Origin of the sequence: Parasphingorhabdus sp. (genome assembly GCF_036964675.1) — a bacterium.
In the GTDB taxonomy this organism is placed as follows: domain Bacteria; phylum Pseudomonadota; class Alphaproteobacteria; order Sphingomonadales; family Sphingomonadaceae; genus Parasphingorhabdus.
Genome location: NZ_JBALTF010000045.1, coordinates 8605 through 22677, shown reverse-complemented (window position 1 = coordinate 22677; position 14073 = coordinate 8605). Strand labels below are relative to the sequence as shown.

Annotated in this window: 14 protein-coding genes and 2 pseudogenes; 8 read left to right on the top strand and 8 right to left on the bottom strand. The window is 58.6% G+C overall.

The genetic code is table 11. The annotated features are described in order from the left end of the window. From V7665_RS09270 to V7665_RS09240, 7 genes and pseudogenes are all read right to left on the bottom strand, one after another. Positions 1-714: pseudogene (locus V7665_RS09270) on the bottom strand (CHAT domain-containing protein); the annotation flags it as partial. Positions 715-902: 188 nt separating this feature from the next. Further along, positions 903-1574 (bottom strand): nitroreductase, encoded by a 672-nt coding sequence (locus V7665_RS09265; RefSeq protein ID WP_335664255.1) that lies wholly within the window; start codon positions 1572-1574, stop codon positions 903-905. A 4-nt stretch (positions 1575-1578) separates the two neighbouring features. Next, entirely contained in the window at positions 1579-3399 is a 1821-nt protein-coding gene (gene cobT / locus V7665_RS09260; RefSeq protein ID WP_335664254.1) for a cobaltochelatase subunit CobT, read from the bottom strand. An 81-nt stretch (positions 3400-3480) separates the two neighbouring features. Then, a complete protein-coding gene (locus V7665_RS09255) occupies positions 3481-5598 on the bottom strand; it encodes a transglycosylase domain-containing protein (RefSeq protein ID WP_335664253.1) in 2118 nt (705 codons plus the stop codon). 76 nt (positions 5599-5674) lie between these two features. Beyond that, a complete protein-coding gene (locus tag V7665_RS09250) occupies positions 5675-5854 on the bottom strand; it encodes a hypothetical protein (RefSeq protein WP_335664252.1) in 180 nt (59 codons plus the stop codon). A 78-nt stretch (positions 5855-5932) separates the two neighbouring features. Continuing rightward, on the bottom strand, positions 5933-6922 hold the full coding sequence (cobS, locus tag V7665_RS09245) for a cobaltochelatase subunit CobS (RefSeq protein ID WP_335664251.1): 990 nt from the start codon (positions 6920-6922) through the stop codon (positions 5933-5935). A gap of 137 nt (positions 6923-7059) precedes the next feature. Continuing rightward, positions 7060-7668: a J domain-containing protein gene (locus V7665_RS09240; protein WP_335664250.1), complete on the bottom strand. Its 609-nt coding sequence runs from the start codon at positions 7666-7668 to the stop codon at positions 7060-7062. 113 nt (positions 7669-7781) lie between these two features. Here V7665_RS09240 and V7665_RS09235 point away from each other — a divergent pair, with 113 nt between their 5' ends. The 3 genes from V7665_RS09235 to V7665_RS09225 all read left to right on the top strand — a co-directional run bounded on the left by V7665_RS09235 (position 7782) and on the right by V7665_RS09225 (position 9376). Then, complete coding sequence (locus V7665_RS09235; protein WP_335664249.1) at positions 7782-8057, top strand: BolA family protein; 276 nt, start codon at positions 7782-7784, stop codon at positions 8055-8057. 63 nt (positions 8058-8120) lie between these two features. Next, entirely contained in the window at positions 8121-8486 is a 366-nt protein-coding gene (locus V7665_RS09230; protein ID WP_335664248.1) for a cupin domain-containing protein, read from the top strand. Beyond that, on the top strand, positions 8483-9376 hold the full coding sequence (locus tag V7665_RS09225) for a pirin family protein (protein ID WP_335664247.1): 894 nt from the start codon (positions 8483-8485) through the stop codon (positions 9374-9376). Before V7665_RS09230 ends, V7665_RS09225 begins: the two co-directional genes overlap by 4 nt. Before the next feature lie 172 nt (positions 9377-9548). On the opposite strand, the gene V7665_RS09220 is transcribed toward V7665_RS09225, so the two are convergent. Further along, positions 9549-10604 (bottom strand): DUF2332 domain-containing protein, encoded by a 1056-nt coding sequence (locus tag V7665_RS09220; protein ID WP_335664246.1) that lies wholly within the window; start codon positions 10602-10604, stop codon positions 9549-9551. 45 nt (positions 10605-10649) lie between these two features. On the opposite strand from V7665_RS09220, the gene hisG reads away from it, so the two are divergent. The 5 genes and pseudogenes from hisG to V7665_RS09195 all read left to right on the top strand — a co-directional run. Continuing rightward, positions 10650-11300: an ATP phosphoribosyltransferase gene (gene hisG, locus V7665_RS09215; RefSeq protein ID WP_335664245.1), complete on the top strand. Its 651-nt coding sequence runs from the start codon at positions 10650-10652 to the stop codon at positions 11298-11300. 138 nt (positions 11301-11438) lie between these two features. Continuing rightward, positions 11439-12734: a histidinol dehydrogenase gene (hisD, locus tag V7665_RS09210; protein WP_335664244.1), complete on the top strand. Its 1296-nt coding sequence runs from the start codon at positions 11439-11441 to the stop codon at positions 12732-12734. A gap of 23 nt (positions 12735-12757) precedes the next feature. After that, positions 12758-13282: a DUF1993 domain-containing protein gene (locus tag V7665_RS09205; protein ID WP_335664243.1), complete on the top strand. Its 525-nt coding sequence runs from the start codon at positions 12758-12760 to the stop codon at positions 13280-13282. Then, positions 13279-13725 (top strand): transcription antitermination factor NusB, encoded by a 447-nt coding sequence (gene nusB / locus V7665_RS09200; RefSeq protein ID WP_335664242.1) that lies wholly within the window; start codon positions 13279-13281, stop codon positions 13723-13725. The genes V7665_RS09205 and nusB overlap by 4 nt, the downstream gene beginning before the upstream one ends. Positions 13726-13756: 31 nt before the next feature. Continuing rightward, a pseudogene (locus V7665_RS09195) lies at positions 13757-14073 on the top strand (hypothetical protein); the annotation flags it as partial.

Below are 14073 nucleotides of genomic sequence, written 5' to 3'. Positions count from 1 at the left end.
CTCCCCCTCCAGGCCGGACGTGCGCTGTTGCAATGTTTCAAAAAAGGCAGCGGCTTCGGCATAATTGCCGCTGAGATTTCTGCGGTAGCCCTCTGACAGGGCCTGATAGGGCTTGAGCGTCGCGGCCTGCACCCGGGCAAAGGCAAATGGATCTTCAATCGATGTCGATGCGACATCAATCTTGCCGTCGGCGATCGAGTCATTCAAAATCGACTTGAGCGCCAGCAAGGTCGCACTGTCGTAAGCGGTCAAGCCTTCCGCGACATAGGAAATGCCATTTTGTCGGCCGCGTATCAGCGAGTAGGCAACCGGTTCCGCCGAGAGATGGCATTCGGTGTGACGAAAGCCGCCGAGCGATGCTTGTGTTTGGTTTTCGGCACAGGTCACCGGTTCGCGGCGATTTGGTGCGATCCGGTCCAGCATATCCTGCTCCGATGAGCGAGATGAATAGACAAAGCTAACTGGTCTTGCAGAATCCCGGCAAACAACCGCCCAGCTGCGGTCGAACATATCGGTCTTCGCCTTGCTTTCGATGCTGCGATCCTGAACCTGGCATAATATGCCCTCGCTGCTTCCGATCGGGAAGCTGTCGCGCAATGAAACCGGCGTGCCTTGAGCAAATGCCGTCGCCGGAGTCATTGCCAACCCCAGCGTCAATAATATGGTGCCAATCCTCGACCGGTGCACGATATATCCCCCACAATTTTTGTGCATTGCTTAGTCCCCTCAGACTCAGGCAACAGCGATCACGACCCAGAATATTCTGATAACTACACCAGTTAGTTAGTAAATCCGAGTCTCCGATAGTAGATTATCGACTCCGATACCGGATTTAGTGATCGCTGTCACATTGCGGGACGTTTCCGTCCCGAATATTCCCTGAAAACCAGCGGTTGCGATGGTTAAAAGCCGCGAAACTCTATCGCGTCGCTGATTGGGACGCGGGACACTTCAAAATTGTTGATCGGCGCGTCCGGATCCCGATGGCCAATCGCCATGCCGCAAAAGAAGATATAATCGTCGCTGATACCGAGCAATTCCCGCATATAGCTACCGTACATCGCCCAGATTTCCTGCGAGCAGCTATCGAGCCCTGCTTCGCGCAGCAGCAACATCACCGTCTGCAGCCACATGCCCATGTCGGACCATTGCGGTGGCCCCATATATTTTCTGGTGTAAGTGAACAATTGCACCGGTGCGCCGAAACTGTCCCAGTTTTTGGCCATTTGCGCGACCCGGCCCGGACCGTCTTCCCGCGCCAGGCCCAGGCTTTCGAACATATCCCGGCCAACCGCCCGACGCTGTTCCTCATATCGGCCATCCAGATCCTTGGGATAGATCGCATATTCCATATTTTCGCCCATCGGGGCGGTCTTGGTTTTCTCTTTGATCTTCGCGGTGATATCCTTGAGTGCATCACCGCCGACGACAACCGCGCTCCATGGTTGGGTGTTGCCGCCGGAAGGGGCGCGTTGGGCCGTTTCCAGCACGCGCTCCAGAGTCGCCTTGTCGACTGGCTTGTCAAGAAACTGGCGGACGGATCGACGGGAATTAACGGCTTCGGTTACGTTCATTCACTCAATCCTCATCAAATAATCCGGCCAGCTGCTCGACCATCGTGCCGCCCAATTGCTCGGCATCCATGATCGTCACGGCTTTCTTGTAGTAACGTGTCACGTCATGGCCGATACCGATGGCAACGAGCTGCACCGGCGAGCGGCTTTCGATCCATTCGATCACCTTGCGCAGATGGTTTTCCAGATAGGCGCCATGATTGACCGACAGGGTGCTGTCATCGACCGGCGCGCCGTCGGAAATCACCATCAATATCCGGCGTTCTTCGGGCCGGGCGATCAGCCGGCTATGCGCCCAGAGCAGGGCTTCGCCGTCGATATTTTCCTTGAGCAGGCCTTCGCGCATCATCAGGCCGAGATTTTTCTTGGCATGGCGCCAGGGTTCATCGGCCTTCTTGTAGACGATATGGCGCAGATCGTTGAGCCGTCCCGGATTGGCCGGGCGATCCGCCGCAAGCCAGTCTTCGCGGGTCTGGCCGCCTTTCCATGCACGGGTAGTAAAGCCGAGGATTTCGGTCTTCACGCCGCAACGCTCCAGCGTCCGCGCCATGATATCGGCAGAAATGGCGGCGATCGAAATCGGTCGCCCGCGCATCGAACCGCTATTGTCGATCAGCAGGGTCACGACGGTGTCGCGGAATTCGGTCTCGCGCTCGATCTTGTAGGACAGGCTGTGCGACGGGTTGCTGACCACCCGGGCAAGACGAGCGGCATCGAGCATGCCTTCTTCCTGGTCAAAGTCCCAGCTGCGGTTCTGCTGTGCCATCAGGCGGCGTTGCAGCCGGTTGGCGAGCTTGGTCACCGCGCCCTGCAGGCTGGTCAGCTGCTGGTCGAGAAAGGCGCGGAGCCGCGTCAGCTCCTCTTCGTCGCACAGTTCGGTGGCGCTGACGACCTCGTCATATTTTTCGGTCCAGGCGGTATAGTTGAAACCGGGCGGCAGATCGGACATTGCCCGGTTGGGACGGACCGGCATCATGCCGTCGTCGCCGGCGTCGCCCATTTCTTCTTCGGCGCCTTCTTCCAGTTCCTCGGCGTTCTGATCGCTTTCGCCGTCCTGGCTATCGTCATCCGATGGTTCCGAGCGCATTTCGGATTCGCCCTGATCGCCAGTCGCTTCCTCGTCGGCGCCGTCGTCCTGGCTATCGTCGCTCTCGTCGTCGCTATCGTCTTCACTGTCGTCGGCTTCGGATTGATCGTCGCTTTTTATCAGATCAAGATGTTGCAACAATTGCGTCGACAATTTGGCAAAACTGTTCTGATCGTCGAGCGTCAGGTTGAGGCCGTCGAGATCCGGGCCAGCGCTTTCCTCGATCCACTCGCGGAGCATGTCGAGGCCCTTGATCGTGCCCGCCGGCGGTACCTGTCCGGTCAGTTTTTCCCGCGCCAGCAACGCCAGGGCGGTGGAAATCGGAACTTCATCCCGATTCTGTGCCCGCGCAATCGGATCGGAACGCATCCGCATTTCTAGCGCCGCGTTCAGATTGTTCCGTGCGCCTGCCATGTTGCGCGATCCCAGCGCGTCGGTGCGAACCTGTTCGAGCGCATCGAAACAGGCGCGAGCCACCGCTTCCTGCGGCGCATTTTTCCGGTGCGTTGCTTCGTCATGATGGCGCAATTTCAACGAAAAACTGTCGGCAAAGCCCCGTGCTTCGGCGACCTGCGCTGGTGGCAGATCGCGCGCCGGCATCGGCACCTTGAGATGCTGGCCGGCTTGCGACGGTGCTTCGGCGGTATAAGCCAGCTCCAGGTCCGGAAGCTGGGCCATAGCGCGCGCAGTGCCGCCAAGCACGTCTTTGAAGTCATCAAGTTTGGAACGATCAGCCATATCAGCCGACAGCTTTAAGCGGAAAGGTCGGGGGAATCAAAGGCCTAATTTTCTGCATTTTTGTTAGGTGGTATAATGTTGTTAGCGAGCCTCTCCGGGGGGACTTTCCTCGCGACGCCGTTCGATCGCCACGCCATCGCCGTTAATTTGCAAATCAACCGGCACACCGCCTATTTCCGTGCCGACCCGTACACCGGAATCGCCGTTTATCCTGACTTCCGTATCCCCGATATCGACCGGAATTTCGGGAATTTCAGGCAGATCGAGGGGCGTGACCGGGCCTTCTGGATCGGGCGTCCTGGCGGGCTTGCCGGTGCCAGCGGGCTTCTTGGCCTGAATGGCCTGCTGCATGAAGTCCTTCCAGATCAGCGCTGGCAGGCTGCCGCCACTGACGCCCTTCAGAGGTTTATTATCATCATTGCCAATCCACACACCGACAACCAGCCGGTCATCGCCGTCTCCGGCATAGCCGACGAACAGGGCATCGCGATTATTCTGGCTGGTGCCGGTCTTGCCGTAATTGGGAATCGACAGCATCGCCCGGCGTCCGGTTCCATCATTGACTGCAGATCGCAGCAGCGATTCCATGTTGGCATGGGTTCTGGACTCATAGCGACCCGGCCAGTCGAACAGCCATTCGGCCCAGCTCTGCTTGTCTTTCTTGAAGGCATAGGGTTCCACCGGCCAGCTATTGCCGGCCACCCCGGCATAAGCGGCGGTCAGCTCCATCAGGGTCATCGTCGATGTTCCGAGGGCCAGGCTGGGGTCATCCTCGGCCAGTTTCGACTTGATCCCCAGATTGCGGGCTTCGCGGATCACCGCCCGGTCGCCCAGCTGACCAAAGAGACGCACCGCCGCGACATTGCTCGACTTGGCGAAAGCTTCTTTCAACGTGATGGATCCGCGATAATTTTCACCGGCATTTTTGGGCAAATAGCCGCCTTTGGTGATCGGCGTGTCCTCAATCATGTCATCCGGTTGCATTCCGGAGCGCAGCGCAGCCAGCCAGACAAACAGCTTGAAGGTCGATCCCGGCTGGCGCTTGGCCTGGGTGACCCGGTTGAACGAGGATTTTGCATAATCCTTGCCGCCGATCATCGCGACAATCTCGCCGTCCGGGCGCATCGCCACCAGCGCGACTTGCGCCTGACCAAGCGGCGCGCGGGCGACCGCGCGGCGGGCAATTTCCTGCATCCGCGCGTCCAGGGTCGTGGTCAGGTTGAGCTTCTCGTAGCTCAGGTCGGTCAGTTCCCGCGCTTGCGGCATCGCCCAGTCGGCAAAATAAGTGCCGGTGGGCAGGGCGTCTTTCGCCCGGACATCCAGTCTGGCGGTGCCGAGACTGTCGGCTTCCTGCTGGCTCAAATAGCCGACGCTGACCATCGCCGACTTGACCAGAGTAGCCCGTTTTGCGGCCAGTTCCGGGTTGCGGGTCGGCGCGAGACGGGAGGGGGCCTGGACCAGGCCGGCCAGCATGATCGCCTGTTCCAGCTTCAGATTTTCCGGCTGGCGATAATAATAATGCAGCGATGCGGCGCGCAGCCCGTAGACATTGTCGCCAAAATAGACGTTGGAAAGATAGCGCTCGAGTATCTCATCCTTGGTCAGCCAGGCTTCGAGCCAGAAGGCGATCAGCATTTCCCGCGCCTTGCGCGTCAGGCTGCGTTCCGGCGTCAGAAAGGTGGTCTTGGCCAGCTGCTGGGTGATCGTGCTGCCGCCCTGGGTCATCCCGCTGCCCGAGATATTGCTCAGCAGTGCCCGCGCGAATCCGCGCGGATCAACGCCCCAATGGGAATAGAAGCGCCGGTCCTCGATCGCCATGAAGGCCTGCATCACATGATCGGGCAATTCGGCGACCCGGACGGGTTCGTCGACCACCGCGCCATTGCGGGCGAACGGCTGTCCGTCTGAGGTCAGCAGCGTGATTTGCGGCGGAGCGATCGGTTGCAGGGATTTGGACAGAGGCGCGGTGATTGCCAGATAGGCAACCAGCAGAATCAACAGCAACAACCCCGACGCTATCGCGCGGCTGAACCACCACCATTTGCCATGCGGCTTCTTGAGCGGTGCAACCGGCTCTTCGATGCGCGGTGGAATCGCATCGCCATAGGGCTCGTAAAATGTGGTTTCAGCGGCTTTTTTCCGGCCAAATGGCCAGTACCAGCGCCGTCGCCTTTGTTCGGAGGAGGTTTGATCAAGCATCAATTTGCTGTATTACAAAAATAATACGCCATAAGCGAGAGGAAATATTTGAACAGCGATTGCTCACCGATGAACGTCAATCTTTGGATTTCGTCTGTTTCAGTCCCTCTTCGACCCAAGCGGGGTTCTTGCCGGTTCTGTCGAATCCCGCCAAAGCCGCCAGAACCCTGGAGTCCTTGCGCATGATCTTGCGCGCCACTTCCATTTGGTATTCGAATTCTTGTTCCGGTTTCATAGGCTTGCTGTCGATAGACATGCCATGCTTTGTAAACGCTCATCGATGCACAGGCAATCCATACAAAGCATGATCTATCGCTGCATTATAATCAGTTGATCACCCGCCCGTCACACTCTCCGGCAAATCTTCACCGAATACCCGCTGATAATATTCCGCTACCAGCATCCGTTCCGCTTCGTCGCATTTGTTGAGGAAAGAGAGGCGGAAGGCGAAGCCGATATTTTTGAAAATCGCGGCATTTTGCGCCCAGCTGATCACGGTCCGCGGGCTCATCACCGTGGAAATGTCGCCGTTGATGAAGCCCTGACGGGTCAGATCGGCGACCTTGATCATATTTTCCACCGTCTGGTCACCGGCATCCGGCACTTTCGACAGGATCACTTTTGCTTCGGTCGCAGCCGGCAGATAGTTTAGCGTCACCACGATATTCCAGCGGTCCATCTGGCCCTGGTTGATCTGCTGGGTGCCGTGATACAGCCCGCTGGTATCGCCAAGGCCAACCGTGTTGGCGGTTGCGAACAGGCGGAAATAGGGGTTGGGGCGGATCACCCGGTTCTGGTCGAGCAAGGTCAGCTTGCCTTCCGCTTCCAGGATACGCTGGATCACGAACATCACATCGGGGCGGCCGGCGTCATATTCGTCAAACACCAAGGCGGTTGGCGTCTGCAGCGCCCAGGGGAGCAGGCCTTCGCGGAATTCGGTGACCTGCTGGCCGTCCTTCAACACAATGGCGTCGCGTCCGACCAAGTCGATCCGGCTGATATGCGCGTCGAGATTGATCCGGATACAGGGCCAGTTGAGGCGCGCGGCAACCTGTTCGATATGGGTCGATTTTCCGGTACCGTGATAGCCTTGCACCATCACCCGGCGATTGAAGGCGAAGCCGGCGAGGATAGCGGTCGTGGTTTCCGGATCGAAAACATAAGCTGGATCGAGGTCGGGTACCCGTTCGTCCTTCACGCTGAACGCGGGGACCTGCATATCGAGTTCAATGCCAAACATTTCGCGCGCATCGACCATCTTGTCGGGTGCGTCCATGATGGTTTCGCCGCTGGTGTCGGAATTGGTATTTGGTATTTCAGTCATGTTTGCCCTTCGAAATTACTCATCCACTAGCCCCACCCCCTATCATCGGGCCCATCGAAACACGTTCATCAAAATCGACAGGCGCCGAAGACGTGAAACGTCCATCGACAGGTTCAGGACCAACGGGAATTGGATTCTCATCGAAAATCCGGTGATTCCTTAAGCTGCGTATAGGCCTCGATCACTTTTGCCAACTGTTTCTCGTGGCTGCGGTTCCCGCCATTGCGATCCGGATGATATTTGCGGACCAGCGCGGAATAAGCGCGGCGGATTTCGCTGCGACCGATGGATCGGGAGTCAGTGTCGCCAAGCCCTAGCGTCTGCAGCGCTTTCTGGTCTGCGCCAGAGATAGCAGGACCGGAGGTTTGGCGGCGATGGATGCCGCTGGCAAATCGCGCGCCAATGGCGTCGAGAGGGTCGGAAAAATCGGCCCAGGCCGGCGGAACTTTTGGCCCCGCACCATAGACTCGCCGCGTCGAGTCCCATCCGCGCACCGGATGCTGCGCGTCGAAAATCTGCTCCTGGTCCATGCCGGCGAAATAGTCATAGCCCTGATTAAACGCGCGGACATGGTCGAGGCACAGCCAGCGATATTCGCCGGGTCCGTCGTAGCTGCGCCCGCTACCATAGATGGGAGGCGCACGAAATTCGCCGTTTTCTGCACAACCTTCTATGGCGCAGGACTGGCCCTCGGTTTCGACGCGGCCATGAAAGCGGTTCGGTTTTCTTTTCGGGGAAGGGCTCAATATTGCTCCGTTGGTCCTGCTATTCCAAGGACGGTTTGAAAGCCATAAACGCACTTCGACAAGCGCAGTGCAAACGGCTAATATGTTGAGTGAACAAGCAATATGGAGATTCGATGCCCAAAGGTCCAGTCCACAGCGAGATTGAAAAGCGGCTCACCGCCGAACTTGCGCCAATATCGCTGAACGTCATCAACGACAGCGCCAGCCATCACGGCCACGCCGGCGACGACGGCAGTGGCGAATCGCATTTTTCCGTCGAGATCGAATGCGCGGCCTTTGCCGGTCAGTCCCGGCTCAACCGCCAGCGCATGGTCAACAAGGCGCTGGGCGACATGATGCGGGACAAGGTCCACGCGATGGTGATCAAGGCGAAGGCACCGGGGGAATGAATAGACCCTTTTCCCGCAAGGGAGAAGGGTATGAGCGGGCGAGCGACAAGAGGAAGGGAATGCATGATCCGCAAAGTCAATCTGGCCGACGCTTTCGCCAGCTTCTCCGATCACTGGTCCCCGAAAGTCGCGGGCGATATAAATGATACACAAGTGAAGCTGGTCAAATTTGACGGCAAGTTTGACTGGCATCATCATGAACAGGAAGACGAGCTGTTCCTGGTGGTCAGGGGCAGGATGCGCATGGGGCTGCACACCGGCGATATCGATGTGGGCGAAGGGGAATTTATTATCGTCCCGAAAGGCGTCGAGCACTGTCCCGAGGCCTTGGGCGGCGAATGTCACGTGCTGCTGCTGGAACCGAAATCGATCCTGAACACCGGCAATGTGATCACAGAGAAAACCGTCAGAAATCCGGATAGACTATGACTATCATTACGCAAGCCATCACCCCCACTACCCATGATCTTGGCGAGTTCCAGGTCCGGCGGGTCCTGCCATCGCGGCATCGGCGGATGGTCGGGCCGTTTATCTTTGTTGATGAATTCGGCCCGGCGGTCCTTCCCGAAGGCGATGGCATGGGCGTTCGCCCGCATCCGCATATCAATCTGGCGACGGTGACCTATTTGTTCGAAGGCGCGATTGATCATCGCGACAGTCTCGGTACCTTCCAAACGATCCGGCCGGGTGCGGTGAACCTGATGACGGCGGGCCGGGGGATAGTCCATTCCGAGCGGTCGCCGCTAGAGATGAGAGACTTGCCGAAGCCAATGTTCGGGATGCAGACATGGCTGGCCTTGCCCGATGGCAAGGAAGAGATGGACCCGGCATTCGAGAATGTCGCCGAGGCGGATTTGCCGCTGATCGAAGATGGCGGCGTGAAGGCTCGAATCATCATGGGTTCGCTCTGGGGGCAGACCGCGCCGACCACTTGTCATGCAGAGACCATCTATGCCGACATCTTGCTGTCCGCCAATGGCGCGATCCCGATCGACGCGGAGGCCGACGAACGGGCGGTGATGCTGGTTGATGGCGATGGTGCGCTCGATGGCGTGCCGCTGGAAAAATATCTGCTTTATGTGATTGCGCCGGGGGCGAAGGTCTCGCTTTCATCTCTGTCGGGCGGCCGTGCGATGCTGCTCGGTGGCGAGGCTTTTGCCAGCGAACGCCATGTCTGGTGGAATTTTGTCTCGTCGAGCAAGGAGCGGATCGAGCAGGCCAAGGCCGACTGGTTTGAAGGCCGATTTCCCAAGGTTCCGGGCGATCCCGATGAATATATTCCGCTGCCCGAGGGTGAGCCGAATACGGTCACGGATTGATAGACCCTCTCCCATGGGGAGAGGCAACAAGCCTTGGCAATTCATTGCCTTAGGCGCAGTCGGTGAGGGGTTTTAACTCTTCAGAGGTCGAAAACCCCTGACCGAGTTCCACTAGTCAGCAAGCTGACAAGTTCCACTTGCCTCTCCCTATGGGAGAGGGTTGTGCAAGCTTCTATTCGTCAAACCACTCGACCCATGCACCATGGGCGTGGGCGCGGCCCAGCAGCGCCGGTTCTTCGCCGCCCGGCCAGTAGCGGAGGATCAGTTCGTGGCTGAAGGTCTTGCGGTTGGTTTCCAGTGACATCCAGGCGAGCGGCCTGTCCGGGGTGGCCGCTTTGCCTGCTGTCTCCATCGCTGTGGTGATCCGGTCCTTGGTTGTCTGCGGCAGATATTGCCAGACGATCGAATGCATCAGCACCCGGGTCACGCCGCTTTGCTGCGGCTGGGTCAGCTGCTCTTCCACCCAGTCGGCACCGTCGGCCTTTGCCACATCGGGTGGATCTTGTTTGGCGAGCGCGATGGACGCTTCCATCCGCTCGAAGCGGGCGGGCATTTCCGGCCATATATAGCCCTTGAGCCGCCCGGCGGTTTCATCGTCGGTGAGATCGATCGGATTCTGGTCACAGCCGCGGGCGCTGACTATTTCCACCGGTGCCTGTGGCGGAGGCGGGCCGCGCCACTCCGGTCTGATCCGCATTGGCGAATCGTCCGGGCCCGCGAGGACGCCGTTCAGATCATAATGATAGCGCGCCATCATCGTATTGACGCCGGCGCTGGCTCCAAGTTCGAGCAGTTCGAATCGCGGACCGACGCGCCCCGACAGCCACAGCAGTCCGGCCATGAAACTGGCCGAGCGTCCCGACTCATTGGTCTGCGGCGGATTGTCGAACCAGGGCAGGAGATCGGCATCATGGTCGGCCACGACCTGTCCGACCAGACGATCAATCTCGTCCGGATCAGTAATCCGGCCTTGGTAAATCTCGGCCAGGCGCGGTTCCCTGCCGCTGAGATAGAGGTGATGCAGGCCACCGGTGAGGCGCAGCGGCATCGCGTCTTCCAGCGGTTTTCCCGGCCAGTGCGCGATCTTCTGGCCGCAGGCGGTCGGGCCGCCCATCAGCGCCAATTGGGCAAGGATGACCGAGGCCGTCACCGGTGCGTCGTTGCGCCGACAATGTTCGGCCTGACCGCGCATTCCCTGCGCGATATCTTCCATGTCCAAAATGTCCATAACTCGTTGCCCTTTCACCTGCTAACCCGTAAAGCCGCGGCCATCATGGCCAAACCACTAATCTTTGCAATTCCGAAAGGGAGGATTCTCGACGATGCCTTGCCGCTCCTGGAGCAGGCGGGGATTGTGCCGGAAGACGCCTTTTTTGACAAGTCCAACCGCAGTCTGCAATTCGCCACGAATCTACCGCATATGTCGATCATCCGGGTGCGGGCGTTTGATGTAGCGACCTTTGTTGCCCACGGCGCTGCGCAGATCGGCATTGTCGGTTCCGATGTGATCGAGGAATTCGGCTATAGCGAGCTATACGCCCCGGTCGATCTCGGCATCGGGCGCTGCCGCCTGTCGGTGGCACAGCCGAAGGATGACGCGGAACCGCTGGCCAATATCTCCCATCTCCGGGTGGCGACCAAATATCCCAATCTCACCAGCCGCTATTTCGAGAGCAAGGGCATTCAGGCAGAATGCGTGAAGCTGAACGGCGCGATGGAACTGGCGCCATCGCTGGGCCTGTCGCGGCATATCGTCGATCTGGTCGAATCCGGCAGCACCTTGAAAGCCAATGATCTGGTCGAGACCGACCGGATCCTGGATATTTCCGGCCGGCTGGTCGTCAACCGTGCGGCGTTCAAGATGCGCAGCGCCGAATTGACGCCGCTGGTGCAGAAATTCCGCGAGCTGGCGGGGCGGGTCTGATGGAGCCGGTCAGAAAATCTAACCTCTCCTCTTCAGGGGAGGGAATCAAGGGGTGGCGGCGATTCACTTGCATCGCTCGCGTGAGTGACACGCGGCACGGAACCACCCCAACCCCTCCTTTGAAAAGGAGGGGCTAAAATGGTGCTTCGACTGTCTATTTCAGATCCCGGTTTTGCCGAAGCGTTCGACGCGCTGGTCAATGCCCGGCGCGAGGCTGACGCCGATGTGTCGGCCGATGTCAAAATGATCATTCAGGATGTCCGCGATCATGGCGACGAAGCTTTGGCGCGGCTGACCAGCAAATTTGACCAGCATGATCTGGAGCAGACCGGCTGGCGCGTGGACAAGGCCGAAGCGGCCGCCGCGCTGGAAGACCTGGAAGCATCTTTGCGAATTGCGCTGGAGCTGGCCGCCTTAAGAATTCGTGATTACCATGAGGGGCAAATCCCTGAAAATAAAGACTATATGGACGAGGCCGGGGTTCGCATCGGCGCGCGCTGGAACGCTGTCGAACGTGCCGGCATCTATATTCCCGGTGGCCGCGCCGCCTATCCGTCTTCGGTATTGATGAACGCGATTCCGGCCAAGGTTGCCGGTGTCGATCGGATCATCATGGTCACGCCCGCACCCGGTGGTTACATCAATCCCCTCGTGCTGGCTGCGGCAGAACTGGCCGGAGTCGACGAAATCTGGCGGATTGGTGGCGCGCAGGCGGTAGCCGCACTCGCTTATGGTACAGAAAAGATCAAATCTGTCGATGTCATCACCGGCCCCGGCAATGCCTGGGTTGCCGAGGCCAAGCGGCAGGTATTCGGGGTTGTCGGTATCGATATGGTCGCCGGCCCGTCGGAAATCGTGGTGGTTGCCGACGCGAAAAATGATCCCGACTGGATCGCCGCCGACCTGCTCAGCCAGGCGGAACATGACCCGACCAGCCAATCGATATTGTTCACAGATGATGACAAGTTTGCCGATCAAGTTGCTGAAAAAATAAACGAACAATTGGGGGTTCTGGCGACATCCGAAACCGCGACCACCAGCTGGAATGACAATGGCGCGATCATTGTCGTCGATCGTTTCGAACAGGCGCTGCCGTTGGTCGACCGGCTGGCTGCCGAACATCTCGAACTGGCGGTCGATGATCCTGACGCGCTGTTCAAGAAAGTCCGCCATGCCGGTTCGGTGTTTCTCGGCCGTCACACCCCCGAAGCCGTCGGTGACTATGTCGCCGGTCCCAACCATGTTTTGCCGACCGGACGGCGGGCGCGTTTCTCGTCCGGCCTGTCGGTGACTGACTTTATGAAACGCACGAGCTTCATCCACTGCGATGAACAGGCGCTGGCCAATATTGGCCCGGCGGCGGTCGCTCTGGCAGAGGCAGAGGGCTTGCCCGCCCATGCCGCCAGCATCCAAAAGCGGCTCGACCGGCGCTGACCATCAACAGAAAGATAATGTCCATGACGATTTCATTATATGATGCCGTAATTCCAACCCAGCTGCAGATCATCGCTGCGGTTCGCGCGCTGGTCGACAAGGCAAAAGCCCATTGCGACGAAAAAGGCACGGCGCCGGAAGAGATTATCGGCGCACGGCTGATCGAGGATATGCAGCCCTTTTCCTATCAGGTGAAATGCTGCCGCGAGCATTCGCTGGGCGCGATTGAAGCGGTGAGAGAGGGCGTGTTCACGCCAAGCCTGGTCGCGCCACCCAGTGACTGGGCGGGCTTGTACGAAAAGCTCGATGAAGCAAAGGCCGGGCTGGAAGCGGTCAGCGAAGCAGAGATGGAGGGCTTTATCGGCCAGCATATGGAATTTCGCTTCAAGGACAGGGTCATGCCTTTCACAGCCGAAAATTTTCTGCTGAGTTTTGCTCAACCCAATTTCTATTTCCATGCAACGACGGCCTATGATCTGCTCCGCGAACATGGGTTCCCGATTGGCAAGGGCGATTTTCTGGGCATGCCACGGATGAAAACAGCATGACCGCAAAATCCACATCCCGTTCCGCCGCTCGTCTGGCCGCCGTACAGGCGCTGTTCCAGCACCAGATGGAAAAGACGCCGGTGCCGAAGCTGCTCAAGGAATTCCATGACCACCGGCTCGGCAAGGAAATCGAGGATGACCAATATCATCCGGCCGAGCGGGACTTTTTTGATGACCTGGTGATCGGCGTGACATCGCGGCTCGAAGAAATCGACGGACTGGTGGCTTCGAAACTGGCCTCCGGCTGGACAATTGGTCGTCTGGACAAGACGATGCTTCAGATACTCCGCTGCGGGACCTTTGAATTGGTCGCACAGGAAGATGTGCCGATCGCAACGGTGATTGACGAATATCTGGATGTGGCGCATGCCTTCTTCAACAAAAAGGACGCCGGTTTTGTAAACGGGCTGCTGGACAGCATCGCGAAGCAAGTTCGGGGCTGAACGCAACCCCGGCTGGCACTGGGGGGAAAAATTGTCAGACTTTCTAGACCGGCTTGATCCTGCATTCCGCGATATGATCGCGGCGGACGGGCCCTATATTTTCGAGATATTGCAGTCGGACGTGGCCAGTGCCCGTGCCGCGCTGGATGCGCTGTTCGCCCAGATGGCTGTCGATCTGCCGGAATATGACGGCCAGAAGGACGAATATCATATGCCGGGACTGGATGGAGATCCTGATATCGCGGTGATCGAATATCGCGCGCGGGATGTGCTATTTCCGGATTGCACGATCATCTGGCTGCACGGTGGTGGCTATGTGATGGGCAGCGCCGATGATCTGTCGGCACA

Bases quoted from the DNA above. Each gene is read 5' to 3' on its own strand.
- V7665_RS09265 (WP_335664255.1), bottom strand. From the start codon at position 1,574: ATGAACGTAACCGAAGCCGTTAATTCCCGTCGATCCGTCCGCCAGTTT.
- cobT (WP_335664254.1), bottom strand. From the start codon at position 3,399: ATGGCTGATCGTTCCAAACTTGATGACTTCAAAGACGTGCTTGGCGGC.
- V7665_RS09255 (WP_335664253.1), bottom strand. From the start codon at position 5,598: ATGCTTGATCAAACCTCCTCCGAACAAAGGCGACGGCGCTGGTACTGG.
- V7665_RS09250 (WP_335664252.1), bottom strand. From the start codon at position 5,854: ATGTCTATCGACAGCAAGCCTATGAAACCGGAACAAGAATTCGAATAC.
- cobS (WP_335664251.1), bottom strand. From the start codon at position 6,922: ATGACTGAAATACCAAATACCAATTCCGACACCAGCGGCGAAACCATC.
- V7665_RS09235 (WP_335664249.1), top strand. From the start codon at position 7,782: ATGCCCAAAGGTCCAGTCCACAGCGAGATTGAAAAGCGGCTCACCGCC.
- V7665_RS09230 (WP_335664248.1), top strand. From the start codon at position 8,121: ATGATCCGCAAAGTCAATCTGGCCGACGCTTTCGCCAGCTTCTCCGAT.
- V7665_RS09225 (WP_335664247.1), top strand. From the start codon at position 8,483: ATGACTATCATTACGCAAGCCATCACCCCCACTACCCATGATCTTGGC.
- V7665_RS09220 (WP_335664246.1), bottom strand. From the start codon at position 10,604: ATGGACATTTTGGACATGGAAGATATCGCGCAGGGAATGCGCGGTCAG.
- hisG (WP_335664245.1), top strand. From the start codon at position 10,650: ATGGCCAAACCACTAATCTTTGCAATTCCGAAAGGGAGGATTCTCGAC.
- hisD (WP_335664244.1), top strand. From the start codon at position 11,439: ATGGTGCTTCGACTGTCTATTTCAGATCCCGGTTTTGCCGAAGCGTTC.
- V7665_RS09205 (WP_335664243.1), top strand. From the start codon at position 12,758: ATGACGATTTCATTATATGATGCCGTAATTCCAACCCAGCTGCAGATC.
- nusB (WP_335664242.1), top strand. From the start codon at position 13,279: ATGACCGCAAAATCCACATCCCGTTCCGCCGCTCGTCTGGCCGCCGTA.